The organism is Alkalibacillus salilacus (genome assembly GCF_030812915.1).
GTDB classification, from domain to species: domain Bacteria; phylum Bacillota; class Bacilli; order Bacillales; family Alkalibacillaceae; genus Alkalibacillus; species Alkalibacillus salilacus.
On record NZ_JAUSTQ010000001.1, the window covers coordinates 60324 to 85268 of the forward strand.

Here is a 24945-nt window from a genome sequence, read left to right on the forward strand (position 1 = left end):
AAGGCGGGTTCACCCCGCCTCAATAGATTACTCTTCTTCCCCTAAGAAGTGTTCCTTAAAGAATTGTAGCTGATAATCGAGCGAAATCGGATCGTTGAAATAGAATTCCTTCGCATCTGCTTCAAAGATACGATCATTTTGCACTGCCGGAATACTTTGGAATGTTTCCGTTTGTTCAAATGAAGTATCTAAATCATTCTTTTTACTATAAATAATATAATCACCAGCGTATTCAGGTAATGCTTCGAATGATAACGCATAGAAACCATCTTCAATCGCCATTTCTTCCACTTTCTCAGGCATCGCTAAGTCCATTTCTTGATATAATATCTCAGTTCCTCTGGCAAAGTTATCACCGAACACATATAATTGCTTTTCAAAGTTTTCGAATACGGTTACAGTTGCATCCTCGCCAATCTCAGCTTTAATCTCTTCTCCAACTTCTTGTGCACGTGTTTTGAAATCCTCAATCCATTCATTGGCCTGTTCTTCTTTGTTCAATAGTTTAGCAATTTCACGGTGCTGTTCTAAGTAGCCTAAGTTACCATACGTATATGTAACCGTTGGCGCAATTTCACGTAAGCGGTCTAGATTTTTCTCACTGTCTAAACCGATAATTAAATCAGGGTCTAATTCAATAATTTTCTCTAGGTCCTCAGACGTTACCGCTTCAGCGCCATCTAAATGTTCTTCATAACGTGGATTACTCATGGAATACGGATCTGCACCTACCACATTTGTATCAAGCGACAACACATTCCCTGTATATGTCGATAAGACAACGACGCGTTCAGGATTGGCCGGAACTTCGACTGTCCCATTCTCTGATTCGTATGTTCGCATCTCACCATCAGCTGATTCATCAGATTCAGTGTTATCTTCTTCATTCGTTTCTTCTGTATTGGAATCACTGGATCCCTCAGCATTTGTGTTTTCTGATTCATCATCATTACCACAAGCACTAATTAGCATAAGCATGGCGATCATCAGTAAAGGAATTAACCGCTTTATTGTCATTGTCTTTCTCCCCTTTGATTAAGTTATAAGTAAGGCAAATAGGTCTACCTGTACGCGGATCTTGACCAACAACGGCGTCAATATCAAACACGCGACGAAGCACGTCATCTTGCATTACGTCATCATAACGGCCCTCTTTGATAATCGAGCCTTCTCGCATTGAAATGATATAATCAGCAAATCGAGCAGCGTGATTTAAATCATGTAAAACCATGACGATCGTTCGGCCTTCTAATTGGTTAAGATTTTGAAGTAATTCTAATACTTCAAGTTGGTGAGCAAGATCTAAATAGGTTGTCGGTTCATCAAGAAAAATCATGTCTGTATCTTGAGCTAGAGCCATCGCAATCCACACACGTTGTTGTTGACCACCTGATAATTCATCAACTGGACGATGTTTATATGTCTCTACTCCAGTTGATTCCATCGCTTGGTGAATCACTTCCACATCCTCCTCACTCAAACGACCGAATCCTTTTTGATACGGAAAACGTCCATAAGATACGAGTTCACCAACTGTAAGCCCGTTAGCGTAATCGTTGCTTTGCGGAAGAATCGCCATCTTCTTAGCGACATCCTTTGTTTTTTGTTTTTCGATATCTTCACCATCTAATAAGACTTGGCCTGAATCTGGCGATAGAATACGTGTTAACCCTTTAAGTAAAGTCGATTTGCCACAACCATTCGGACCAATAATGGCTGTTATTTGACCTTCTGGAATATCGACATCTAAATGATCCAACACTGTATGGTCATCATAACCGACTAATAATTGCTCACCTTTTATCCGCACAGATTATTCCTCCTGCCTTTATTGATAATGATTATCACTGTCATCACATCCCCTATTAAACCACATACACAATGAAAGTCAACACCTATTCTCAATTAAACATTTCTAATAATTCAATGCTTAATAGTTGATCATAACGATTATAACTGGATTCAAAAGGGTTGAAATTAAATGATAAATCGATTAGAATTCAATGAGAATGATTATCAATTTTTGAGCGAGGTGAGCTTCTTATGACTCATGACATATATGATGTAACAATAATCGGCGGTGGCCCAGCTGGATTGTATTCAGCTTTTTATAGTGGATTACGTGGTATGAAAACAAAAATTATTGAATATCAGAATGTTTTAGGCGGTAAAGTCAACGTTTATCCTGAGAAAATGATCTGGGATGTAGGCGGGCAGCCTCCTGTAACTGGCGAGACATTTATCAACCAGTTGATTGAACAGGGCTTAACATTTGATCCGACTGTTGTTTACGGGGAAAAAGTCGTTAGTATGCAACAAGATGATGATGGGCTATTTTACTTAACGGGTGATTCTGGCAACAAGCATTGGACGAAGACCGTAATTGTGGCAGTAGGAAGCGGAATTTTAAAACCTCAAAAACTAAAAATAGATAATGCCGATCGATTTGAAGTATCGAATTTAAACTATACGGTTAAATCGTTAAAACGTTTCCAAAACAAAACTGTGATTATTTCAGGCGGCGGTAATTCAGCTATAGATTGGGCGAATGAACTCGAGCCAATCGCCAAAAAAGTTTTCGTGACTTGTCGAAAAGATCATTTATCAGGTCATGAAGCTCAAGTCGACCAACTGATGAATAGTAATGCGACTTGCCTATTTAACTCTTGTATCGCAAACCTCGTCCCTTGCCCTGACCGAGAAATGATTGAGTATGTCGAAGTGTTAAATCAAGAAACAAATGAAGTCGAACAAGTGGCAGTCGATGAAGTGATTGTGAATCACGGTTATGAAATGGATGCTGAACTCCTACAAAAAAGCGAGTTAGACTTAAATATGGTTGATGATTATTTCATAGAAGGAAACGCAACTAGTGAAACCTCGGTTCCAGGCATATTCGCAGCTGGCGACATTTTAAAACATGACGGAAAATTAAACTTAATCGCAGGAACATTCCAAGATGCAGCCAACGCAGTCAATCAAGCGAAACAATTTATTTCACCTGATTCGAACGGACAAGCGATGGTTTCATCTCATAATGACGTGTTCAAAGAGCGTAACGAACAACTTAAACAACAAATGTTTGAATCTTAATAAAGGCCCTCTAGATCTCAGTCTAGAGGGCCTAATTTATGGATCTCCTCATCAATGATAAATGTTGAGGGTTTCTCTGTATGAAGCGCCACTTTCGCTGTATGCCACTCCTTCTCTTCTGATCCCTATTACAGCGCCGTCCGAACATTCCATAATTCTGGGAAAAAGTAATGGTCGAGCACTTGTTTTAAATAACCGACACCAGAAGAACCACCCGTGCCTGTTTTATGGCCGATAATGCGTTCAACCGTTTTCATATGACGGAATCGCCATTGTTGCATCCAGTCTTCGATATCGACTAATTTCTCAGCTAATTGATACAAATTCCAGTAGCGGTCTGGGTCTTGATAAACTTCGATCCAAGCTTGTTCCACACTAGCATTCATTTGATAGGTTTCTGTTAAATCTCGTTCTAAAACAGACTGATCAATCGCGAATCCTGCTTTCGCCAACGCTTCAATGGCCACATCATACAAGCCTGGTACCTCGTATGCTGATTTTAAACGATCATAAATTTCAGGTTCATTCTCATATATTTTCAACGCATGGGATGTTTTATAGCCCAGCGCAAACTCCACCAAACGATACTGATAAGACTGAAAACCTGACGCATTGCCTAATTGATCGCGGAAACCTAAGTACTCACTCGGTGTCATGGTTGATAAAACGTCCCAAGCTTTTATAATCTGCGTTTGAATGCTCGACACACGGGCAAGCATTTTAAAGGCCGGTTGATACTCCTCATTTTGTATCGCTTTCACCGCGGCTTCTAACTCATGTAGTGTCAACTTGATCCATAACTCACTCACTTGATGAATCACAATAAACAACATTTCATCATGATGGTCTGACAAGCGATTCTGGCTATTTAAAATAGAGTCCAAATCTAAATAATCACTATACGTCATACGATCTTTAAAATCAGTATGAATATCCCTTTCATGTTTATTCGTCATGATTAATTCCCCTTTTTTAATCAACTTAAAACAGGCAGTACACCCCGTTCTTCTGTTTCTTTTATCTTAACATAATCACCCTTAAACAGATGAATTTATGATAAAATAGAGTAAGAGAATTAATGGGGGAATCATGTGTGAATGAACATTTTGCAAAATGGAACAAGGAGCTACAAGCACCACAAATTATCTATCCAGACATCAACCAAGAAATCGAGCGCTTACGTTCAATCCATCAGCTCAATATAGAATTCGGCCAACAAGAAGAATCTTTTGACAATATCACGGAACTTGCGAAAAGTATCTTCAATGTCGAAATGGCCCTGATCACCATCGTTGATTCGAATTGGCAATGGTTCAAATCATGTATCGGATTACCTGAACAACTAGAACAAAATCGTGGAGCCCCTCGTGATCAGTCATTTTGTCAGTATTTATTTGTTGAAAACCAACCGTTTCAAGTAGAAGATGCAGCTGAAGATGATCGCTTTAAACATAATCCACTTGTTACCAATGGACTCATTTGCTTTTATGCAGGTGTGCCATTAAGGTTAAGCAATGGCCATATTATCGGATCATTATGCGTACTTGATTCCAAACCAAAAAAGTTAACTAAAGTAGAATTCGACCAACTTGAAAAACTGGCAAACTGGGCCATGACTGAAATTGAAGTGAAGCAGAAGGTTCAAGATCTTTCAGAACAACAACAGGCAATTAATGAACTCGTTGAACGAAATGCTTACTTAACAGCTGGGGTTGAACACTCTTCTTCTTCCATTGTCATTACAGATGCTAAACAATTTAATAATCCAATCATATATGTCAACCAAGCGTTCACAGAATTAACAGACTATGAATCAGAAGAAGTCATGGGTCATAATTGCAACATACTTCAAGGCCCAGACACGGATCAAGATACAATTAATTACATAAAAGTTTGTATTGAAAACCGCCAACCAGCTCAAACTGAAATTTTAAACTACCGTAAAGATGGTTCTACCTTTTGGAATGAACTGATCATCAACCCCATCACAGATAACCAAGGTGATGTACCTTATTTCATAGGTATTCAACAAGACATAACTCGTCGTAAAGAATTCGAACAGGGTCTCGTGAAAAATTTATTCGAAAAAGATCGCCTGTTTAATGCCTTGCCAGAATTAATTATTATGCTTGATCAAAATGGTCATGTGCATAATGCAAACAGCCGATTATTGCCATTTACAGGCTATTCGATTACAGAGTTGATAAACCAACCAATTACACAATTAATTCAAACCGACGAATTGAATACAATCATTAATGAGACCTTTGAAAAAGGGACTTCTGCCTTTGAAAGCTCACTCGTTACTAAAGACTTAGAATATTTACCATTTCAATGGAACTTCTTAGCACTTCGAGGTGCTGATGGCACCCAATCAAGTATTGTAGCGATTGGTGAAGATATTCGTGATCGTCTCCAATTACAGAAAGACGTGGAGTATGCGGGACATTTACAGAAGGAATTGCTTCAACCTAATGTCGATGACGAAACCATTACGCTCAAATTCATACATGAAGCTAGCCATTATGTGAGTGGTGATAGTTACGGTTATGATTATAATGAGAAAGAAAACCGCTTATTCATTTACCTAGTTGACGTCATGGGGCACGGGGTTGCGACAGCTTTACAGACGAGCACGATTAACCTTCTATTTAACCAAATTGCCCGCGAAAACATGAGTGTTAAAGACAAAGTGGCATGGGTTAATCGCGCGTGTACTCGAATCCTTCCTGCTTCTTATTTCGCAACAGCGTTTTGTGCTGATATCGACTTAAACACAGGCCATGTCACCTACGTGGCCGCAGGTATTAATTTCTTTGCTTATGAAAAAGACGGCGAAACTCATGGAAGTGCTGTTCCTGGATCACTAATTGGGATTGAAGAAGAAATGGAATTCACTGAACATACGTTAACATTGGATCAAGGCGATGCCCTCTACTTCATGACAGACGGCATTTATGAACGAATTGAGAAAGATGAACTACCGAATGACTTTGATCAGTTCTATACCTATTTATACAATATGACCGCACAACAAAATGTGCCTGACGATACAACAGCTGTTTGTTTGAAGTTGCATTAATCAATCAAAAAACTTGAATGGCTGTAATTCCTATTGCTAAACTAGGTAATGGACGAAAGACGAATAAAGGATGTGACGGACCATGCGTGTTGTAAATAATATAACGGATTTAATTGGGGATACCCCACTCGTTAAGTTAAATAAATTAAGTCCAAAAGACGGTGCTGATATCTATTTAAAACTTGAATTCTTCAATCCAAGCGGTAGTGTAAAAGACCGCGCCGCTTATAATATGATGATCGAAGCCGAAAAAGCTGGCGAACTTAAAGCAGGTTCGACAATTATTGAACCGACAAGCGGTAATACTGGTATTGGTCTAGCGATGACTGCTGCAGCGCGTGGTTATCAAGCTATTTTGGTCATGCCTGATACGATGACAAAAGAGCGGATTAATTTGCTCCAAGCATACGGAGCGCGCGTTGAATTAACACCTGGTGACGAGAAGATGCCCGGTGCAATCCGTCGTGCCAAAGAATTGATGAACGAAATCCCAAACAGCTTTATGCCGATGCAATTCGAAAATGAAGCCAACTCCGATGCCCACCGCCATACCACAGCAAAGGAAATTATTGAAGCGATGGAACAAATCGGCAAACCACTCTCAGCTTTTGTAGCAACAGCTGGTACAGGTGGTACGATTACAGGAACGGGCGAGGAATTAAAGAAAGTATATGAAGACTTATCGGTCCATGTGGTTGAACCTGCAGGATCGCCTGTCTTATCAGGTGGAAAACCTGGTAAACACAAGCTTGTCGGCACAAGCCCAGGCTTTGTACCAGACATTTTAAACCAAGACATCTATGATGAAATCTTTAAGATTGAAGATGATCAAGCCTATCGAGTTGCACGTAGCCTTGCTCGTGAAGAAGGCATTTTAGTCGGCACTTCAGCTGGAGCATCAACTTATGCTGCCATTGAAGTCGCTAAACGTAAACAACCAGGCGAAGTCGTCGTCGCAATCATCCCTGATTCTGGCGAGCGTTATTTATCAGGGGATTTATTCGATTACGATAAAGAAGTTTAAGTTATATAACATCATTTCCGGACGAATTGAACGGTTAAACCTTACGAACGCTATGCCTAGGCATAGCGTTTTTTGAGTTTAATAAAGTTAATAGCATAGCACTGAAATCTTTCCAAATTGATATCAAAGATTGTTTTTATTGTGTACAAAAATAAAGTAATTTGTTCGACACACGCCCAAATGTTTGGTATATTTAGTGTATCGAAATAATCGGACTACGAAAGAATTAGAAAGAAGGGGTACCTTGACGTCAGATCAAGAGCAATTAGCGAGACGGAACTTGGCAATCATGTGGTTTGCCAACTTTTTTATTGCGGGCAGCATGACCATGGTAATGCCGTTTTTGTCGCTTTATATTGATACATTTGGCAACTTTTCAGAAGAATACGTGACAAATTGGGCTGGCTGGACATTTGCGATTACGTTCGTCACAGCCATCATTTTCTCACCCATTTGGGGAAGAATCGGAGATAAGTTCGGTCGTAAACCCATCCTAGTCGTGATGGCATTTGGGCTGACCGCTTCAGTATTCACGATGGGGTTTGTCGACTCTGTCATACAGTTATTCACATTACGTCTTGTCATGGGTATATTCGCTGGTTTTATCTCAACATCTCAAGCACTTATTTCCACACAAACACCGAAGCATATTTCAGGCCGTGTGATGGGAACACTTCAGACTGGTACTGTCACCGGAACTTTAACAGGACCATTACTCGGTGGTGTTTTGGCTGACTGGATCGGTTTCGCCCAAGCTTTCCAAATCATCTCAATCGCCTTATTAATTGCGGCTCTTCTAGTCTTCTTCGCCCTAAAAGAAGTACGTCTAGAAGCATCACCTGAGGATAAAGAAAGCTATTCGAAGAAAGAAGTGTTGTTGCATATCATAAGACACCCGATGTTATTAGCAGTGCTTGTCATTTCGATGTTTATTCAAATCGCTCACTTCTCTATTCAACCGATTTTAGCCTTGTATGTAGAAGAATTAAATGGTCCTGCTAACTTAGCATTCATTTCTGGAATCGCCTTTTCCATTACAGGGCTCGGTAACTTGTTAATGACGCGTCGCTGGGGAATTATCGCCGATAAAGTCGGGTATGATAAAATCCTAATTCTACTCGTGATTCTCGCTGGGATTGTTTACTTCCCAGGCGCTTTAGTTACGGAAGTATGGCAACTTGTGATTGTTCGCTTCATGCTCGGTCTAACGCTTGGCGGGATTATTCCCATTCGCATGGCTTACATTCGTCAAGCAGCGCCAATCGCCATTCAGGGTGAAGTCCTTGGTTATAACACGAGCTTACGCTTTTTAGGAAATGTGATTGGTCCCGTGATGGGTGGTGTGATCGCTGGTTATTATGGCATTGCAAGCGTGTTTTATGTAACCAGTGCCTTACTGATCGCAAGTGGTGTAGCACTACTTCTAACGAAAACAAAGCAAAGTGAGCTAGAAGAAAAGGACCCGATCAACGACCAAACGGTTAAGTCAACACAATAAATCAGTTGGCAAAACCTAAAAATAACGATAAAATGCTAATTAATGGAATGAATACGAAAAACGGAGGTTCTCCAATGAAGAAAGTTTTTGTCTTAGCTGGCTCTGACACAAGCGGTGGCGCTGGGATTCAAGCCGACCTAAAAACATATCAAGAAAATGGCGTTTATGGGATGACAGCGTTAACGACGATCGTCGCTCAAAACCCTCAGAATGGCTGGGCACATGATGTCTATCCGATTGATTTAGAAACAGTTAAAGCTCAAACATCAACCATTTTAGATGGGGTTGGTATCGACATTATGAAAACAGGCATGCTTCCATCCACCGATGTTATTCAATTTGCTGCAGATACGATAGATCAATACAATCTTGATGCAGTTATTGATCCAGTCTTAGCGTGTAAAGGACAAGATGAACCAGTTTATCCGGAGAACGCTAAAGCGCTACGGAACATTTTAGTACCAAAAGCATTAATCACGACACCAAACTTGTTTGAAGCAGGTCAACTCGCAGATATGAACAATATTACAACGATTGATGAAATGAAAGAAGCTGCTGAACGCATTTATGAATTAGGTGCGAAACATGTTGTCGTGAAAGGTGGTTCCGAAGTCGAAGGGGACCGTGCGGTTGATGTTTATTATGCAGGTGACGAATTTACGTTACTTGAACATGATGCGATTGACACACCTTATAATCATGGAGCTGGATGCACATTTGCCTCAGCAATTACGTCTGCTGTTGTTAACGGCCACACACCAGAACAGGCTGTTTATTTCGCTAAACAATTTATTACCAATGCGATTGAAGCTTCATGGAAATTAAACCAATACGTGGGTCCTGTTAACCAATACGCTAACCGTCATGCGCATATTGACCTTTAAGATTCGTTGATGACGCCGTTCTAATCTAGAGCGGCGTTATTTCATATGCTCATGACATGAAGGCTTGATGAATTTACGTTATCATGGAATAAATAGTGGTAATTGAAAGGAGACTAAAACATGGCTGAACAAATGAACGTCGAAAGCTTTAACTTAGACCATACCAAAGTGAAAGCGCCTTATGTACGTCTTGTTAGTGTGACAGAAGGCGGAAATGGGGATACGATCCGCAAATACGATATCCGATTTAAACAACCTAACCAAGACCATATGGCAATGGATGCCCTTCATTCAATCGAACACCTCATGGCTGAAAACATTCGCAATCACCTCGACAATGTGATCGATATCGGGCCAATGGGTTGCCAAACAGGCTTTTATTTATCCGTCTTAAATAACGATGACGAAAAGGCGATCATGGCTGCTTTAGAGAAAACGTTTGAAGACGTGCTTGAAGCTGATGAAGTTCCAGCTTGCAATGAAGTACAATGTGGTTGGGCAGCCAATCATAGCTTAGAAGGTGCTCAAGAACTTGCCCGTGAAATGTTAAATCAAAAAGATGAATGGCATATCGTTTTTTAAGTTAATTGATTAGTGGTTAATCTTAAAGGCGATTAAAATAATGGTTGAAATATAACTTTTTTTCATGAAAAATATAATCAATACCAATCCGCGTACCAGTAAGACTTTCTTATTGGTACGTCTTTTTTCTAATTAAACGATCAGAGGTGATTTGATGCAAATTCGTGAAATTGAAGCAAGAGATAATCAAGCGATCGAGACGATTATTAAACGCTCACTCGAATCTTTCGGACTTGATATTCCTGGCACAGCTTATGTGGATCCGCAATTACATAACTTAGCTGATTTCTATGCGAAAGATCCTTATGCCAAATACTGGGTTGCCGAGAATGAAGACGGTGAAATAGTTGGTGGTGTTGGCATTGGGCCATTTCATGAAGAAGATAATATTTGTGAGTTACAGAAGCTTTATGTAGCTCCAAAAGCACAAGGTCGAGGCGTGGCTTATGACTTAATGAATGTGGCGTTAGCGTTTGCGAAACAACATTATGATGCTTGCTATCTTGAAACATCTACCAAACTCGATGTTGCCAATCGTTTATATGAAAAACTTGGCTTTGAGCGATTGAGCGATCCAATCGAAGGATCAGATCATAATGCGATGGATGCATGGTATTTAAAACCTTTTTCTTCTTAAGATCCTGAGGTAAAAACATGTATAATTCTTGCTATTTGGCTGACCCTAAAACTGTCAATCAGTTTATAAGGAGGATTTTACATGGATCAACAACAAAACCCGAACAGCCAAATGAAAGAATCAGAAACATTACCAACGCACATGAGCAATGGTGGGCACGCTATTTATGACGCTCATGAAGCAATTTCGACAGTTATTGGTGCGATGGAACATTATAAGATGTACGAGCAGAACATTCAGTGTCAACAATTACAAGGCATTTTATCGAATCAGTACAACTACTTAACGCAAACGTATAACACGATGGTTGATGCGTATCAGTCTGGTCAAAAACCAGCTCAACCGACTGCTGTTTACAACATGGAGATTTCGAATGATGTCACATACGGCTTGCAACCGAGCCAGCCGAAACAGCCGGAACAAAACCCGCAACAATTAAACGACCAATGTTATTCAGGATTTATGCTTGGTCAATTAAAAGCTTGCGCAACAGCCGCTAATAATGCAGCGCTAGAGGCGACAAACCCTGTTATGCGCCGTGTGTTACAAGACAGCGTGCCGAATTTTTCCGAAATGGCTTACGAAATGTTCTTGTATCAGAATGACAAAGGCTATTATCAAGTGGCCCAATTCGATCAAGACACAACAAATCAGCTATTGAACAGCTACGCACCCATGACTAACACAGGTCAAACCCACTAATAATTGAAATGAAGCCGCCCTGGCATGTATGGCCAGAGCGGCTTTTATTATTTAACAAAGCCCCCTGATTGTTAAACAATGTCTAGACATTGTTTAACAATGCAGTTCAATTATTAGACAAAGGGGGGAGATTGTTAAACAATCTCGCTTCATTATCAAACAATCTCAAAATTATTCGCGTTCATCGCGGATGATTTGCTTCAGTTCACGGATTTCTTGGCGCATTTGGGTTACTTCTTTTTTCAGTTGATCATCTTCAGGTGTCTCGCCATTCTCAAGTTGCTCAACTTTCTCAAAGTTATTCACAATAACACCTACAAATAAGTTCAGGACAATAAAAGTTCCCGACAGAATAAAGGCAACAAAGTATGTCCATGCCCACCATATTTCATCCATAATCGGGCGCATAATCGCACTTGCCCATGACTCGAGCGTAATAATCTGGAACAAGCTCAACAACGTATCTTCAATCGTGCCGAAATATTCCGGTGCTACATCACGGAATAAAAATGTTCCCATGACACTAAACACATAAAACATAATGCCCAGCAAGAGCATGATGGTTCCGAGAGATGGTAACGTTAAAATTAAAGCATTCACAATTTTCCTAAGTGATGGTATAACTGAAATCGTCCGGAAAACACGTAAAACACGCAAGATACGTAAGACGGTTACAAACGGTGATCCCATAAAAATAAAGCTTGATAACACGATCACAAAGTCAAACACATTCCATCCATCTTTGAAGAAATTCACTGTTGGCTTGGCTGCGATCAATTTCAAAATAATTTCCAAAGTAAAAATGATTAACACAAATGTATCGATTCGAACGAACCATTCACCGTATGACTCATATAATCCCCGATAACTTTCTAAGCCAACAATCACAGCATTAATCAAAATCAATGTAATAATCGTCGGTTGAAACGCTTTATGATTCACGATCTGTGCACTTTTTTGCTGCAACTGATTCATGTTCGCTCCCCCATTACTGCTTTCATTCTTTTAAATTCTATCACAAAATAAATTGTTGAGAAAAAATCTATACATAGCTTTTTTTAATTGTGCGTGTTAAAATGCCAATTGAACAATAATTAATTAAAACCACACACTAGTTTTCTAGGGTTCCGCGAGACATTTTAGTTGTCTCGGTCTGGTCCAAGAGAAAACACACAGCACTCCGCTGTGACACGGAGGGACAAAAGCCCGGGAGATGTTGAATCTGACATCTCCTGGGCTTTTGCTTTTGCCCTGAATATTGGATTCCTAAGGAGGTTATACATACGGCGATCCATTGGTTAAAAGTTGTTGCAGGTGCCTTTTTTGAAATATTTTGGGTAATTGGTTTGAGTCACGCGAACAGTATACTCACCTGGTCAGGCACTGTCATTGCCATTTTCCTCAGCTTTCTCTTCTTGATATTAGCAGCTAAACACCTTCCTGTCGGGACTGTATACGCAGTATTTGCTGGTCTTGGTACAGCTGGCACTGTCATTGTCGATATGGTCTTTTTTGGTGAGCCTTTTCAGCTTCTAAAAGTTTTGTTTATCGGCATACTAGTCATCGGTATTGTAGGATTGAAATTTGTAACGGAAGAACAGGGTGAAGCATAATGTATTGGACAGCGTTAATTTTTGCAGGATTATTTGAGATGACAGGTGTTTTAGGAATCAACTTCATTAATCGTTATCGTAATTGGCAATCGGTGTTGTTCATGGTTGTGGCATTTTCAATCAGCTTCGCGTTATTGTCGGTTGCCATGAATGCCATATCGATGAGTGTTGCCTATGCTACTTGGACGGGAATCGGTGCTGCTGGCAGCGCGATCATGGGGATCTTATTATTTGATGAACCAGCCAACCGCCTACGCTTATTCTTTATCTTTTGCATCATAGCCGCAACAGTCGGTCTAAAACTTGTGACATGATTATTTGTTGCTTTACACAATCTTCACATAACCTTTACTTAAGCTTAACAGACATTTGGTACTTCATAAGCTAAACTATATTTAGAAACTTCAAACAACGGCTAAATAGTGGGGTTGCATTTAAGCCATAAGGGGGCCAACCTTCTGCCGATTGTATATACCTAGGCAACATTACAGTTTGTAATATTAGTAACATAGTCGTAAACAAAACGTCACTTCACTTTCACAGACAAATCAGCTATGACCTTGTAATATATAAGTATAAGCCAAATTGCTTGTGTGAACCTTCCCCTTTAATAGATTTTAAAAATAGGTTAACCACCTAGCTTCCCCCTTAGCTAGGTGGTTTTTTGTGTTTTGTGATATGTTGTTAACAATCACAATTCATTTCTCAGAGCTATACTCCAATTAATCAGTATCAGCTGATTTTCAAACCATTAAAGATCCCCTAACTATGCTAGTATAGTTAGGGGATAAGATCTATTTAGAGAACACATAAGCACCTTCTCTAATTTCTTTAAATGTGACTTTATCTCCAATCGCGACGGGGACTTCCATGAAACCTGTTACCCTAAGTTTATCTTCTAATTGAACCAAAACAACTTGGTATGGCGCATACTTTGTAAACTCTTCTGGTGGAATATGAATTGTTGTATAACTAAACACTTCACCTTCATCACTAACATTAACTTCTTCATATTTTGAGCCCTTGCACTCAGGACAATAATACTTTTTAGTAACACTTTGAAATCCACAATTTATACACTGATATGCTATCACTAATTACACCCTTTCTAAGATATGAACAGTGGAATATGAGCCTGTACCGCCAAGATTTTGGGCAAGTCCTATTCTAGCGCCATCAACTTGATTTACGGCATTACCTCTAAGTTGCTTAGTGATTTGATAAATTTGAGAAACACCAGTTGCTCCAATAGGGTGTCCTTTAGAAAGCAAACCACCGCTTGTATTAATTGGTTTACTTCCATTTGGCATAGTTTCACCATTTTCCACTGCTAAATAACCTTCTCTCTTATTGAAAAATCCAAGTTCTTCAGAAGAAATAATTTCTGTCATACTAAAACAGTCATGAATTTCTACTACGTCAACGTCATTAGGACCCAACCCTGCTTTTTCATATGCCAACCTTCCTGATTCATGTACGGCTGGAATAGATAATAATTCTTCAGAGTTTTGCATCTGAGTTGGACCAGAAGCTTGAGAGGTAGCCCTGATTTTTATTTGAGATTCATTTTTTGAAATAACTACAGCAGAAGCCCCATCAGTAATAGGTGAACAATCAAATAATCCTAATGGTTCAGTTATCATTCTTGCATTCATAATCTCTTCAATAGAAGTTGGTTTCTTAAATTGTGCTAGAGGGTTATTTATTGCGTTATTTCTATTTTTAAGTGCAACCATAGCTAAGTGCTCTTTAGTAGCATCAGTTTCATACAAATATCGATTAGCTAACACCCCAAAAAAACCAGGGAAAGTAAGCCCAGCATATTTTTCGTTAGAATCATTATCCATTGCTGCATTAATCGCACTAGTAACTTCTGAAGTACTAATATGCTTCATCATTTCGACACCAGTTACCAAAACCGTATCGTACTCGCCACTTAATATGCCAAGCAAACCTTGTCTAAATGCAATTCCACCTGAGGCACAGGCGCCTTCGGATTTAGAAGTTGGTATATAACCAAGCCCAAGTTCATTTGATATAATTGAACCTAGTATTTCTTGATTATAAACAGATCCCCCCATAAAGTTACCTACAAAAACGGCATCTATTTTAGGATCACCAGCATCCTTTATTGCCTCAACAGATGCATCCAACATTAAATCCTTCATTGTTCTGTCTTCAAGTGTTCCAAACTCTGTCATACCAACTCCATGTATATATGCGTTCATTATTTCACCCCCTCAAAGTGGTGTTCCCTCAATTTTCTTTTTAATATTTTTCCATATGAGCTTTTCGGAAGCTCTTCTGTCAAATACACTCCTTTGGGTTTTTTAAAACTTGCCAAGTTTTCCTTGCAAAGTGAAACAAGTTCATCTTCATTCACTTCTACTTGGTTATTTGGCACAACATAAGCTATGACTGATTCTCCCCATTTATCGTCTGGTACGCCAATCACACAAGTTTCCTTTACGCCATCATGTTTATTTAATACTTCTTCAATTTCTCTAGGATAGATGTTAACACCACCAGAAATAATGACATCTTTTATTCTATCAACAATATGGAGGTACCCTTTATCATCTTTCCAGCCTAAGTCTCCAGTATACAGCCAGCCATCTTTTAAAGTCTTGTCAGTTTCTTCAGGATTATTCCAATAGCCCTGCATAACTAAAGAGCCTTTACATACAATTTCTCCGACAGTTTCATCTTCTTGTTCATTTCCGTATTCATCAATTATCTTCATTTCGACAAATGGTCCGGTTCTTCCAGCTGATTCTAATTTTTCACTTATTTCATCTCGCGGCATCACAGTTATACACATTGGAGCTTCTACTTGTCCGTATGTTTCCACAAACTTTGTTCCCAACTGTTCTAATGCTAATTCTAGTTTGCTTGCAGCAATGGGTGACCCTGCCATATTTATCGATTTAATAGATTCTAACTTTTTAGGATCAAAGTCCGGATGTTGAATCATCAAGTTCACCATTGTTGGAACTAAAAAGATTACTGATACTTGATCTTGTTCTACTTCGTCGATGAATTCCTCAGGTTGGAATTTATTATATATAACTTGTGTATTTCCATGTAACCATGCAACATGAGACAAAAAGTTACTGCCATGTGTTAATGGAGCAACATGTCCAATCACATCATTTTTATTAACTTCGCAAATTGAACTTAAAGATAATGCTCCTGCTAAGATATTCCGATTACTCAGCATAACTCCTTTAGGATTTCCGGTTGTGCCAGAAGTATACATGATGGCAAACAATTCATCTTCATTAACCTCCGCATTGACAGTTTCGCCATCATTTTCTTTTATAATATTTTCATAACTTTCACCAACATATATTCTTTCAATTTGAGAATCTATTGGGTCTATTAATTCTTCTTCTCCAATTAAAATTTTCAAACCAGAATCATTAATCATATATTCATGCTCTTTAGGGTGAAGCTTAAAATTTAAAGGTACTTTTACAAAACCACTAAATGCTGCTGCTAAATCTAATTCTACATGCTCGAGCCGATTAGACATTAGCATACCTACTCGATCACCTTTGTTAACTCCCCTAGTATATAAATAATGTGAGATTGCCATCGCACGATCATATAATTCTCGGTAAGTAATAGATCTATTTTCAGATTTAACAGCTATTTTGTTTGGATATGATTTGATCATCTTTTTAGCTTGTGACGCAATTGTTTCCATCAATAATCATCTCCTTGAAAAAATTGAAATACAGGTAAATTCCATGATTCATCAGTTTTTCTCTGTAAATTAACATCTTTAGCAGTGTGAACAATAAATTCCATGGTTACTAGAGTTGGATTTTTACCTCTGATAAAATGCCCTCCTGAAATCTGACCATTTATGTCTACAAACAAGCCGTGAAAATGAATATCCATTTCACCTTCAAGATCACGACCTATAAAGCCAGTTCCAGATAGAATTTCTACTGGTTTATTTATATAAATAGGTTCCGTATAGCCTATATCTCCATCTTTTTCACCAATTTGTAAAATTCCTACTTTTTCTAAGGATCCTATACAACTAAATGACCCTGCACTAATCCCGTGACTGTCACACACCTCTAATATGCCTTCTAATAAGTCATCACCTTTTTCTAATCGACCGTATATATTTTCACCATCTGAACTGTATACAGATTGAATATCAGCCAATACTCACACCTCCATCCACTTTCAAGATTTGAGACGTTGTATATCCTGAATTTGGTGATGCAAAATATCTCACCGCTTCTGCTATATCTTCTGGTTGACCCATTCTTTTAATAACCTGTTGATCAAAATTATAATTTAGCCCTTCTGTTATTTCTGTTTCTGTTGCACCAGGCGCTACTGAATTACAAGTAATACCCGTATCACCAAACTCTTTAGCAACCCATTTTGTGAACGCGATTAATGCGCCCTTCGACGCTGCATATGCTGGGCCTGATCGCCCTTTTTTAGTTCCTTCTTTATTTGACAAAACTCCTCCATTTATTCCCGATACTGAACTGATATTTATAATTCTTCCATATTGTTTATCTATCATATGAGGGTATACACATGCTTTGACAAAATAATAAGCAGCTTTTAAGTTTGTATCTAAATCTCTATCCCAAATGTCATCTGTCATTTCTTCAATATCTACACGACCACAAGTACCTGCATTATTAACTAAAACCTCAATACTTCCTAGCTCTGATACAGTATTTGATACGACATCATTAACAAAAGATTGATCTCTAATATCACCTATGTGCTCAATTACTTTTGCCTCTGGATTCACTTCTCTTATTTTTCGTATCGTATTTTCACATGACTTAATATCGACCAAGGAAATACTATTCCCATCTTCAGCTAACCTTACAGCTGAAGCACCACCTATTCCACCGGCAGCTCCGGTTACAATTGCAACTTGATTCATATTTTTGCCTCCTAAATTAGTATTTAATAGATAATTCATTCTACTTTAAATTGTTCAAGTAAATTCGGAAGGAATGTTGATATACTCGGAACAAATGTTAAAAATAACAATACGATGAACGCAGCAATAAAATAAGGAATTATTGTTTTAGACAAGCCAGCTAATGTAGCTCCTGAAATACCACAAGCAACAAATAAGTTTATTCCAACTGGTGGTGTGAATAATCCTATTGCTAGATTAACTGTCATAAATACAGCAAATGCCATTGGCTCAACCTCAAGAAAGATAATTATTGGCATTAAGATTGGTACAAATATATACATTGCTGAAATAGCATCTATAAATGCACCAGCTAGTAGTAATATTAAATTTATTAATAATAATATAATAATAGGATTTTCTGTTAACCCTAACACCATGTCCGCCAAATCATTAGCTATTCTCTCTGAAGTAATAATATGCGCAAATACTGAAGCTGACCCAACTATTAACATAATCACTGCTGTTTGTACTGAAGCGTCTCTAAAAATAACGTACATGTCTTTTAGTTTAAGTTCTCGATAAACAAAGAAACCGACAAATAAACCATAGAAAACCGCAACAACGGCTGCCTCTGTTGGTGTAAAAATACCACCATATATGCCCCCCAAAATCACTATAGGAATTAGTAACCCCCATATAGCTGAATAAAATGCTTGAGCCTTTTCTTTAAATGTTGCTTTGGGCATTAATTCAATTTCTTCCTTCACTTGGTTTTCCTCGTTCTCTTCACGTTTATCTTTTAAATCATTACGCCATCTTACAAACAGAGTTGCGATTATAAAAGCGATACCTAAAAGTACCCCCGGGATGACTCCAGCCATAAATAAATCGCCAATAGAAACAGACATTTGATCTCCTGCAACGACAGCAAAAACGATAAAAGCTATACTCGGGGGAATTACAATACCAGTAGAACCAGCACTTGCTACTAAAGCTGAAGCAGTTTCCTTCTTATATCCATTTTTCACTAATGCAGGAATTAGAATCCCTCCAATAGCTGCAACTGTTGCTGGCCCTGATCCTGATATTGCCGCAAAAAATATAGCAGCTATTGCTGTAATAAACACAATTCCACTTTTATAATGGCCTACGATAGTTTGAGCTAAGTTAATTAACCTTTTAGAAATCCCTGCGTGTTCCATTATTACCCCTGTTAGGATAAAGAACGGAATTGCTAATAATGTAAATTTAGAAATACCCGTGTACATGATATCTGCTAAGCTTTCTAAGCCAACTACTCCATCTGTATTAAAAAGTGTAACTATTGAAGTCGCTGCGATTGCAATTGCTATTGGTACCTTTAGTGCAATAAGGAGGAAGAATACCCCAAAAAGTAATATAATATCCATAGTTATTACTCTCCTCCTTTTTGTCTAAGGTTGATAAATTCATAGTAAGTAGATTGAACAGTTCTTACTGCACAGAATAATGCTCCGACACACAATCCATAAGAAAAATAAGATTGTGGCCAACCTAATGCTGGAGTTTCTGTCCCAATACTTTGTTGAAATTGAGCCATATCATACCCGAAATATGTAATAATAAGGAAAACTGACAGTGTGATTAATCCTACAAAAATTATTAGAATCTTCTTCATTAGTACAGATGATATATCGTATAATAGATTGAAGCCTAGGTGCGCGCTTTTACGCACACCTATAGACGCTCCAACAAATGTTAATAAGACAAACAAGTTAATTGTAATTTCCTCAGTAAATGCTATTGAAGAACTTAGCAAGTTCCTACTCACTACATTACTAAACGTTATAATCGACATAATCGACATTGCTAAGACCACAAACACTTCTTCAATATAATTAAAAATCTTATTCATTTATTTACCTCCTATCTATGGAGTGAATGCTTCTAGTAAGTCTTCACCCCATTTGCTTTCGTACTCATCATAAATAGGTTGTACTTTTTCTTTGAATTGCTCTAATTCTTCATCAGTTGGATAATAAAACTCCATGCCCTGTTCTTCTAACTCATTAATTTGTTCTTCTTCTTTTTCTCTTGCTAGTTCAACTTGATGCTCTGAAGCTTCTTTCCCTAATTCTTTAATAAGTTGCTGATCTTCTTCACTCATAGAATCAAACAATTCTTTATTCATCCCCAATACAAGTGGATCATATGAATAGTTCCACATTGTGATGTAATCTTGAACCTCGTTTAATTGTGCTGAGTGAATAACATCAATAGGATTTTCTTGGCCATCTAGAGCTCCTTGTTCTAACGATGTAAACACTTCTGAGAAAGTCATAGTTGTAGGATCCGTTCCTAGTTCAGACCATAAATCCGTGTACATGTTTATTCCAGGAATTCTCATTTTTAAACCTTCAATATCTTCTGGCGATTGGATTTCTTGCACACTATTAGTCACTTGTCGGAAACCGTTTTGTCCAAAACCTAGTGGTTCAACGCCTTTTTCACGAAGAATATCATTAATCATTTCGCCACCTTCACCGTTAAACACTTCGTCCACTTCTTCAAGATTTTTGAATAAAAATGGTGCACTAGCTACACCGAAACGTTCATCCATAATTGAATAAATAATTGTTGAATTAAACGTTAAGTCTATCGTTCCTTTCGATAAGGATTCAACAGCCTTTCCTGAGTCACCGCCAGACAATCCTTCGTTTGGATAAATTTCCATTGTAATTCTGCCATCAGTTTCTTCTTCTAAATCAGATGCTAGTTTATCAGCAGCTTCGTACCAAGTAGAGGACTCAGATACAGTTACAGACATTTGTAAATCATGTTCCTGTTTGGAATCCCCGCTTGAACCTGCTTCTTCTGCATCACTAGAACCACAAGCTGATAAAACTAACGTCAACAAAGCAATAAAAACAAACAAAAAGCTTTTCTTCATAAATTATCCTCCTAAATTTGTATTTCTAAATAATCATTTATAAAATCAACAATGTGAAGCGCTTTCATTTCATTTTCTAAACCGGCTCTTTTAATGCCGAGCTTCATCTGTAATAAGCAACCAGGATTTGATGTAATTACGATCTGTGCTTGTGTATCTTCTACATGCGTCATTTTTCTATCTAGTATTTTCATAGACATTTCGTCATTCACTAAATTATATACACCAGCAGAGCCACAACATTGGTCTGCATCTTTCATTTCTACATATTCAGCACCATGTACGCTTTTTAGAATATCGCGAGGTTCTTCAAAAACCCTATTGACATTTCTTAAATGGCACGAATCTTGATAAGTTAGCACATATTGCTCTTGGTTTTTCGTTTTTAATGTATAATTAAAAAGATCGAGCTTACTCAATAAAGAGGAAATATCAATTATTTTATTAGAAAACTCTTCTGCCAATTCTTTGTAATTAGGATCATCTTTTAATAAATGATCATATTCTGATAGAAAAGCCCCACACCCACCAGCATTGTTCACAATAAAATCTACTTCTTCTTCTAAAAATAAGTCTATATTTCTTTTGGCATTTTCTTTAGCACTTTCTAATTCGCCTGAATGTCCATGTAAAGCACCACAGCAAGCTTGACCTTTAGGCTCTACTACTTCACAGCCTAAACGTTCCATAAGTAAAATTGTCGAATCGTTAGTCTTAGAAAACACTGTGTTCATTAAACAACCACTAAGAAATGCTACTTTAAAATTCCTTTTTGAGCTATTTTGAGATTGTGCAGTATATTGTCTTTTTTGGATTTCAGGCATAACACTTTCAAGCTCTGATAAGATTTCTGGTAAAACACGTGTTAGTTGTAATTTATCAACAATTGATTTCATTCCACTTCGTTGATATACCCTAATTGACCCTACTAACGAGTTCATCTTCCATTGATCTTTAAAAAGATGTTCAAATGCTGTGTGTTTAACGGCTCGTTCTTTAATCGTAGGATTTTTCTCTCTAGAAATAACATTTCTTGCTGATTCAAGAAGGCTACCATATTCAACACCTGCCGGACACGCAGGCTCGCAAGCTCGACAGCCTAAACATAAATCTAAAGCTTCTTCTACAGAATCATCAAAAGGAATATCACCCTCTCTTACAGCTTTCATTATTGAAATTCTACCTCTTGGGGAATGCATCTCATTTTTCGTTTCAACGTATGTAGGACAAGCTGGCAGGCAGAAGCCACATTTCATACAATCTAATAATTTTGTTTCATCTACTTCTTCTTGAAATCCTTGTTGAATTCTTACCGATAATGCAGCATCAGCCATTATTCACCACCACCCTTTTCTTAGTTGATTTCGCAAAGATTTTCCCAGGGTTTAAAATATTGTGGGGATCGATAGCTTGTTTGATATTCTTCATTAAATCTATCCCCGTTTTACCTACTTTCCACTCAAGGTATGGAGCTTTCATCTCCCCTACACCATGCTCACCTGTAATCGTACCTCCTAAATCTATCGAGGCTTGGAAAATTTCATCAAGTGCATGTTCGACCCTTTCCATCTCTTTTTCATTTCTCAAATCAGTCAAACAAGTAGGATGTAAATTTCCGTCTCCTGCATGACCAAATGTTTGGATCATCACATCATATTTGTCTGAAATACGATTAATTTCCCTGACCATTTCTGCAATTTTAGATCTAGGTACTGTTGCATCTTCCAATATTGTAGTTGGTCGTAGCCTAGCTAAAGCCGACAATGCGTCACGTCTTGCGGTTCTAAGTTGCTCCGCCTGATATTCATCTTCTGCTTCATGTATTTCAGTTGCACCTACCTGTGAACAAATGTTTGAAATCGCTTTCATTTCTTCTCTTACTGTTTCTTCAGAACCATCTTGTTCTATTAACAATATAGCTTCACAATCAGTTGGTAGACCTATCTTGTTAAACTCTTCAACCACACGCACTGTTCCTTGATCCATAAATTCTAATGTGGTGGGAATGATTTTTTTAGATATTATTTGGGATACCGCATCTCCTGCAAGTTCTAATGAGTCAAACATCGTTAATATTGTCTTTTTATAAGTAGGTTTGGGTAATAATTTCAAAGTTATTTCTGTAATGATTGCTAAAGTTCCTTCAGAACCTACTAGCAAATTTGTTAAATCATAACCAGCAACATCTTTTGCAAGTTTGCCTCCTGTATGTAATATCTCACCATTTGAAAGCACAGCCTTAACACCCAAAACGTAATCTTTTGTCACGCCATATTTTAATCCACGTAAACCTCCAGAGTTTTCATTAACATTTCCTCCAATTGTTGAAATCTTCTTTGAACTTGGGTCAGGTGGATAAAACAAATCCTTGTTTTCCACATATTCAATAACCTCTTGTGTTATAACACCTGGTTGAACTGTAATAGTTAAATTTTCTTCATCGAGTTCAAGGATTTTATCTAAATGATTGAATAATAGTACAACGCCTCCTTCATTAGGAGTGGTTCCAGCCGCTAAATTTGTCCCTGATCCCCTAGGGACTATTGGAATCTTATTTTCATGACATACTTTAACGATAGCCTGAATTTGTTCAGCGTTTTCTGGAGATATAATGACATCCGGTGAATGCTGAAATCCAGCTGTCGCATCAAAAGAATAAGAAATTTTTGCAGCATTTGATGTCTGGACATTCTCTTTGCCGACAATCCTTTTCAACTCTGTTAGCGCTTGATCATTGATTTTTTTACCTCCTCTCCTTTTAATTATCTAAATCTTAAATCATATTATAATATTCTGAAAAATTAATTTATATATAATATAAAACAAAAATCACATGAAAATCACTCAGTTTTTTATGCTTTATACCAAAAACGAAATGCAAGATAAAGCATAGATAAATCATGAGGTGATTTAAGGTCCAATTTTGTTTTATTTTGCACCTGCTTAATTCTATAGATTAAGGTATTCTTATGGATATGTAACATTTCTGAAGATTTAACATAAGACATATTATTTTCAAACCAAACTTCCAAACTCTCTAGCAACACTTCGTCTTCAAGTATTGGCTTAATTGTTCTGTTAATAAATTCACATTGAACATCAGAATCAATTTCATAAAGAAGAACATCAAACCTAAGCTCCTCTTCAAAAATCACCTTTCCTCTCTTTTTTGAAATCTCATTTGCCCTTTCTGCTTGTTCTAATGATCTTGCTAAGTCAATTTCACTTTTTTGTCCTACACCTAACGAAAACGAATCGCCAAAAGTACTCTCTATTTGTTCTTTAAAAAAAGAGAGTTTATCCTTTGACAAATCACCATCCTCATTAGATACAATAAATAACAATTTATTTTGTCCCCATCTTGCAATAATCAAGTTGTTTCCATAGTTCCATAAATTCTTCAAGAGGTTGATATCTTGGTATGAAAATTGCATCGAATTTGAATAGGACTCAATTACTATAACTCGCTCGTATAAACCCATTTCAACATCCAATAGTTCTGCTTTTTCATTCAGGTCAATTCTTGACTTATTTGTTCTTAACCAATCAAATATAAAGAAATCAATTTCTCTCGCGTATTGTTCTTTTGCTTCCTTTATTAATGCATCGCTAATAAATAACTCCGCTACTCTTTGTACTAAGGTAGCATATGGACTAACAAGTTGAGGATCACCTGTGATTCCCACCCCTCCAATTGGTTCACCTTCGATTAAAATTGGCAATACGACGCCCTTTCTAACACCTGAAAGTACTGTCGTTAAATGTTCAGTCATTACTTTTTTCTCTCTATTCTCAATTGCCATCAATGCGCCTTCATGAAATTGACCTAGCCTCTCAGGGTCAGTACTAGCTGTAACAACCCCACTTGGATCCGTAATCAGTACATCTTCGTTTATTAAATTTCTCATTTCGTTAACCAATGATTCACCAAGTCTTCCTGCCAAAAAAACTCTTCTCATGTAATACCCCCTTCTCAATTCTTAATTTAT

General features: G+C 37.8%; 25 protein-coding genes and 1 riboswitch. Of the genes, 10 read left to right on the top strand and 15 right to left on the bottom strand.

What is annotated here, in order from left to right; translation table 11 throughout:
• Positions 1 to 27 precede the first annotated feature (27 nt).
• The gene (locus tag J2S77_RS00295; protein ID WP_306974187.1) at positions 28 to 1011 is read right to left on the bottom strand and encodes an iron-hydroxamate ABC transporter substrate-binding protein; all 984 of its coding nucleotides are present in this window, start codon (positions 1009 to 1011) and stop codon (positions 28 to 30) included.
• A complete protein-coding gene (locus tag J2S77_RS00300; RefSeq protein ID WP_306973567.1) occupies positions 962 to 1810 on the bottom strand; it encodes an ABC transporter ATP-binding protein in 849 nt (282 codons plus the stop codon). The genes J2S77_RS00295 and J2S77_RS00300 overlap by 50 nt, the downstream gene beginning before the upstream one ends.
• 233 nt (positions 1811 to 2043) lie before the next feature.
• On the opposite strand from J2S77_RS00300, the gene J2S77_RS00305 reads away from it, so the two are divergent.
• Positions 2044 to 3093 (top strand): NAD(P)/FAD-dependent oxidoreductase, encoded by a 1050-nt coding sequence (locus tag J2S77_RS00305; RefSeq protein WP_306973569.1) that lies wholly within the window; start codon positions 2044 to 2046, stop codon positions 3091 to 3093.
• A 128-nt stretch (positions 3094 to 3221) separates the two neighbouring features.
• Here the strand turns inward: J2S77_RS00305 and kynA are convergent, their stop codons facing one another.
• Complete coding sequence (kynA, locus tag J2S77_RS00310) at positions 3222 to 4070, bottom strand: tryptophan 2,3-dioxygenase (RefSeq protein ID WP_306974190.1); 849 nt, start codon at positions 4068 to 4070, stop codon at positions 3222 to 3224.
• Positions 4071 to 4186: 116 nt separating this feature from the next.
• Between kynA and J2S77_RS00315 the strand changes: the two genes are divergently transcribed.
• The 7 genes from J2S77_RS00315 (at position 4187) to J2S77_RS00345 (ending at position 11502) form a co-directional block, all read left to right on the top strand.
• On the top strand, positions 4187 to 6175 hold the full coding sequence (locus J2S77_RS00315) for a PAS domain S-box protein (RefSeq protein WP_306973571.1): 1989 nt from the start codon (positions 4187 to 4189) through the stop codon (positions 6173 to 6175).
• 82 nt (positions 6176 to 6257) lie between these two features.
• A complete protein-coding gene (gene cysK / locus J2S77_RS00320) occupies positions 6258 to 7199 on the top strand; it encodes a cysteine synthase A (RefSeq protein ID WP_306973573.1) in 942 nt (313 codons plus the stop codon).
• Between the two features lie 289 nt (positions 7200 to 7488).
• The gene (locus J2S77_RS00325) at positions 7489 to 8697 is read left to right on the top strand and encodes an MFS transporter (protein ID WP_306974192.1); all 1209 of its coding nucleotides are present in this window, start codon (positions 7489 to 7491) and stop codon (positions 8695 to 8697) included.
• A gap of 74 nt (positions 8698 to 8771) precedes the next feature.
• Positions 8772 to 9581 carry a bifunctional hydroxymethylpyrimidine kinase/phosphomethylpyrimidine kinase gene (thiD, locus tag J2S77_RS00330; protein ID WP_306973575.1) on the top strand — a complete coding sequence of 270 codons (810 nt, stop codon included), beginning with the start codon at positions 8772 to 8774 and terminating at the stop codon, positions 9579 to 9581.
• 120 nt (positions 9582 to 9701) lie between these two features.
• Positions 9702 to 10163: an S-ribosylhomocysteine lyase gene (locus J2S77_RS00335; protein ID WP_306973577.1), complete on the top strand. Its 462-nt coding sequence runs from the start codon at positions 9702 to 9704 to the stop codon at positions 10161 to 10163.
• A gap of 154 nt (positions 10164 to 10317) precedes the next feature.
• Positions 10318 to 10800 carry a GNAT family N-acetyltransferase gene (locus J2S77_RS00340; protein ID WP_306973579.1) on the top strand — a complete coding sequence of 161 codons (483 nt, stop codon included), beginning with the start codon at positions 10318 to 10320 and terminating at the stop codon, positions 10798 to 10800.
• An 81-nt stretch (positions 10801 to 10881) separates the two neighbouring features.
• The gene (locus tag J2S77_RS00345) at positions 10882 to 11502 is read left to right on the top strand and encodes a spore coat protein (protein ID WP_306973581.1); all 621 of its coding nucleotides are present in this window, start codon (positions 10882 to 10884) and stop codon (positions 11500 to 11502) included.
• A gap of 171 nt (positions 11503 to 11673) precedes the next feature.
• Here J2S77_RS00345 and J2S77_RS00350 read toward each other — a convergent pair whose 3' ends face one another.
• Complete coding sequence (locus J2S77_RS00350; RefSeq protein ID WP_306973582.1) at positions 11674 to 12477, bottom strand: ion transporter; 804 nt, start codon at positions 12475 to 12477, stop codon at positions 11674 to 11676.
• Positions 12478 to 12610: 133 nt separating this feature from the next.
• Positions 12611 to 12717: riboswitch (guanidine-I (ykkC/yxkD leader) on the top strand.
• A gap of 74 nt (positions 12718 to 12791) precedes the next feature.
• Here J2S77_RS00350 and J2S77_RS00355 point away from each other — a divergent pair.
• Together J2S77_RS00355 and J2S77_RS00360 are read left to right on the top strand one after the other, a co-directional pair.
• On the top strand, positions 12792 to 13115 hold the full coding sequence (locus J2S77_RS00355; RefSeq protein WP_306974193.1) for a DMT family transporter: 324 nt from the start codon (positions 12792 to 12794) through the stop codon (positions 13113 to 13115).
• Complete coding sequence (locus J2S77_RS00360) at positions 13115 to 13429, top strand: DMT family transporter (RefSeq protein WP_306973585.1); 315 nt, start codon at positions 13115 to 13117, stop codon at positions 13427 to 13429. Before J2S77_RS00355 ends, J2S77_RS00360 begins: the two co-directional genes overlap by 1 nt.
• A gap of 480 nt (positions 13430 to 13909) precedes the next feature.
• Here the strand turns inward: J2S77_RS00360 and J2S77_RS00365 are convergent, their stop codons facing one another.
• From J2S77_RS00365 to J2S77_RS00415, 11 genes are all read right to left on the bottom strand, one after another.
• A complete protein-coding gene (locus tag J2S77_RS00365) occupies positions 13910 to 14209 on the bottom strand; it encodes a Zn-ribbon domain-containing OB-fold protein (RefSeq protein WP_306973588.1) in 300 nt (99 codons plus the stop codon).
• A 3-nt stretch (positions 14210 to 14212) separates the two neighbouring features.
• A complete protein-coding gene (locus tag J2S77_RS00370; protein ID WP_306973589.1) occupies positions 14213 to 15343 on the bottom strand; it encodes a thiolase C-terminal domain-containing protein in 1131 nt (376 codons plus the stop codon).
• Positions 15343 to 16824, bottom strand: coding sequence for a class I adenylate-forming enzyme family protein (locus J2S77_RS00375; RefSeq protein WP_306973591.1), 1482 nt, complete (start codon positions 16822 to 16824; stop codon positions 15343 to 15345). The genes J2S77_RS00370 and J2S77_RS00375 overlap by 1 nt, the downstream gene beginning before the upstream one ends.
• Positions 16824 to 17297, bottom strand: coding sequence for a PPC domain-containing DNA-binding protein (locus tag J2S77_RS00380; RefSeq protein ID WP_306973592.1), 474 nt, complete (start codon positions 17295 to 17297; stop codon positions 16824 to 16826). The genes J2S77_RS00375 and J2S77_RS00380 overlap by 1 nt, the downstream gene beginning before the upstream one ends.
• Positions 17290 to 18045 carry an SDR family NAD(P)-dependent oxidoreductase gene (locus J2S77_RS00385; RefSeq protein ID WP_306973594.1) on the bottom strand — a complete coding sequence of 252 codons (756 nt, stop codon included), beginning with the start codon at positions 18043 to 18045 and terminating at the stop codon, positions 17290 to 17292. Before J2S77_RS00385 ends, J2S77_RS00380 begins: the two co-directional genes overlap by 8 nt.
• A 35-nt stretch (positions 18046 to 18080) precedes the next feature.
• Complete coding sequence (locus J2S77_RS00390) at positions 18081 to 19436, bottom strand: TRAP transporter large permease (RefSeq protein ID WP_306973595.1); 1356 nt, start codon at positions 19434 to 19436, stop codon at positions 18081 to 18083.
• Between the two features lie 5 nt (positions 19437 to 19441).
• Positions 19442 to 19921 carry a TRAP transporter small permease gene (locus J2S77_RS00395; RefSeq protein WP_306973597.1) on the bottom strand — a complete coding sequence of 160 codons (480 nt, stop codon included), beginning with the start codon at positions 19919 to 19921 and terminating at the stop codon, positions 19442 to 19444.
• A 15-nt stretch (positions 19922 to 19936) separates the two neighbouring features.
• Positions 19937 to 20956 carry a DctP family TRAP transporter solute-binding subunit gene (locus J2S77_RS00400; protein WP_306973599.1) on the bottom strand — a complete coding sequence of 340 codons (1020 nt, stop codon included), beginning with the start codon at positions 20954 to 20956 and terminating at the stop codon, positions 19937 to 19939.
• Positions 20957 to 20967: 11 nt separating this feature from the next.
• Entirely contained in the window at positions 20968 to 22290 is a 1323-nt protein-coding gene (locus tag J2S77_RS00405; protein ID WP_306973601.1) for a (Fe-S)-binding protein, read from the bottom strand.
• The gene (gene glcD / locus J2S77_RS00410; protein WP_306973603.1) at positions 22283 to 23671 is read right to left on the bottom strand and encodes a glycolate oxidase subunit GlcD; all 1389 of its coding nucleotides are present in this window, start codon (positions 23669 to 23671) and stop codon (positions 22283 to 22285) included. Before glcD ends, J2S77_RS00405 begins: the two co-directional genes overlap by 8 nt.
• A gap of 137 nt (positions 23672 to 23808) precedes the next feature.
• On the bottom strand, positions 23809 to 24915 hold the full coding sequence (locus J2S77_RS00415; protein WP_306973604.1) for a CdaR family transcriptional regulator: 1107 nt from the start codon (positions 24913 to 24915) through the stop codon (positions 23809 to 23811).
• Between the last annotated feature and the right edge of the window lie 30 nt (positions 24916 to 24945).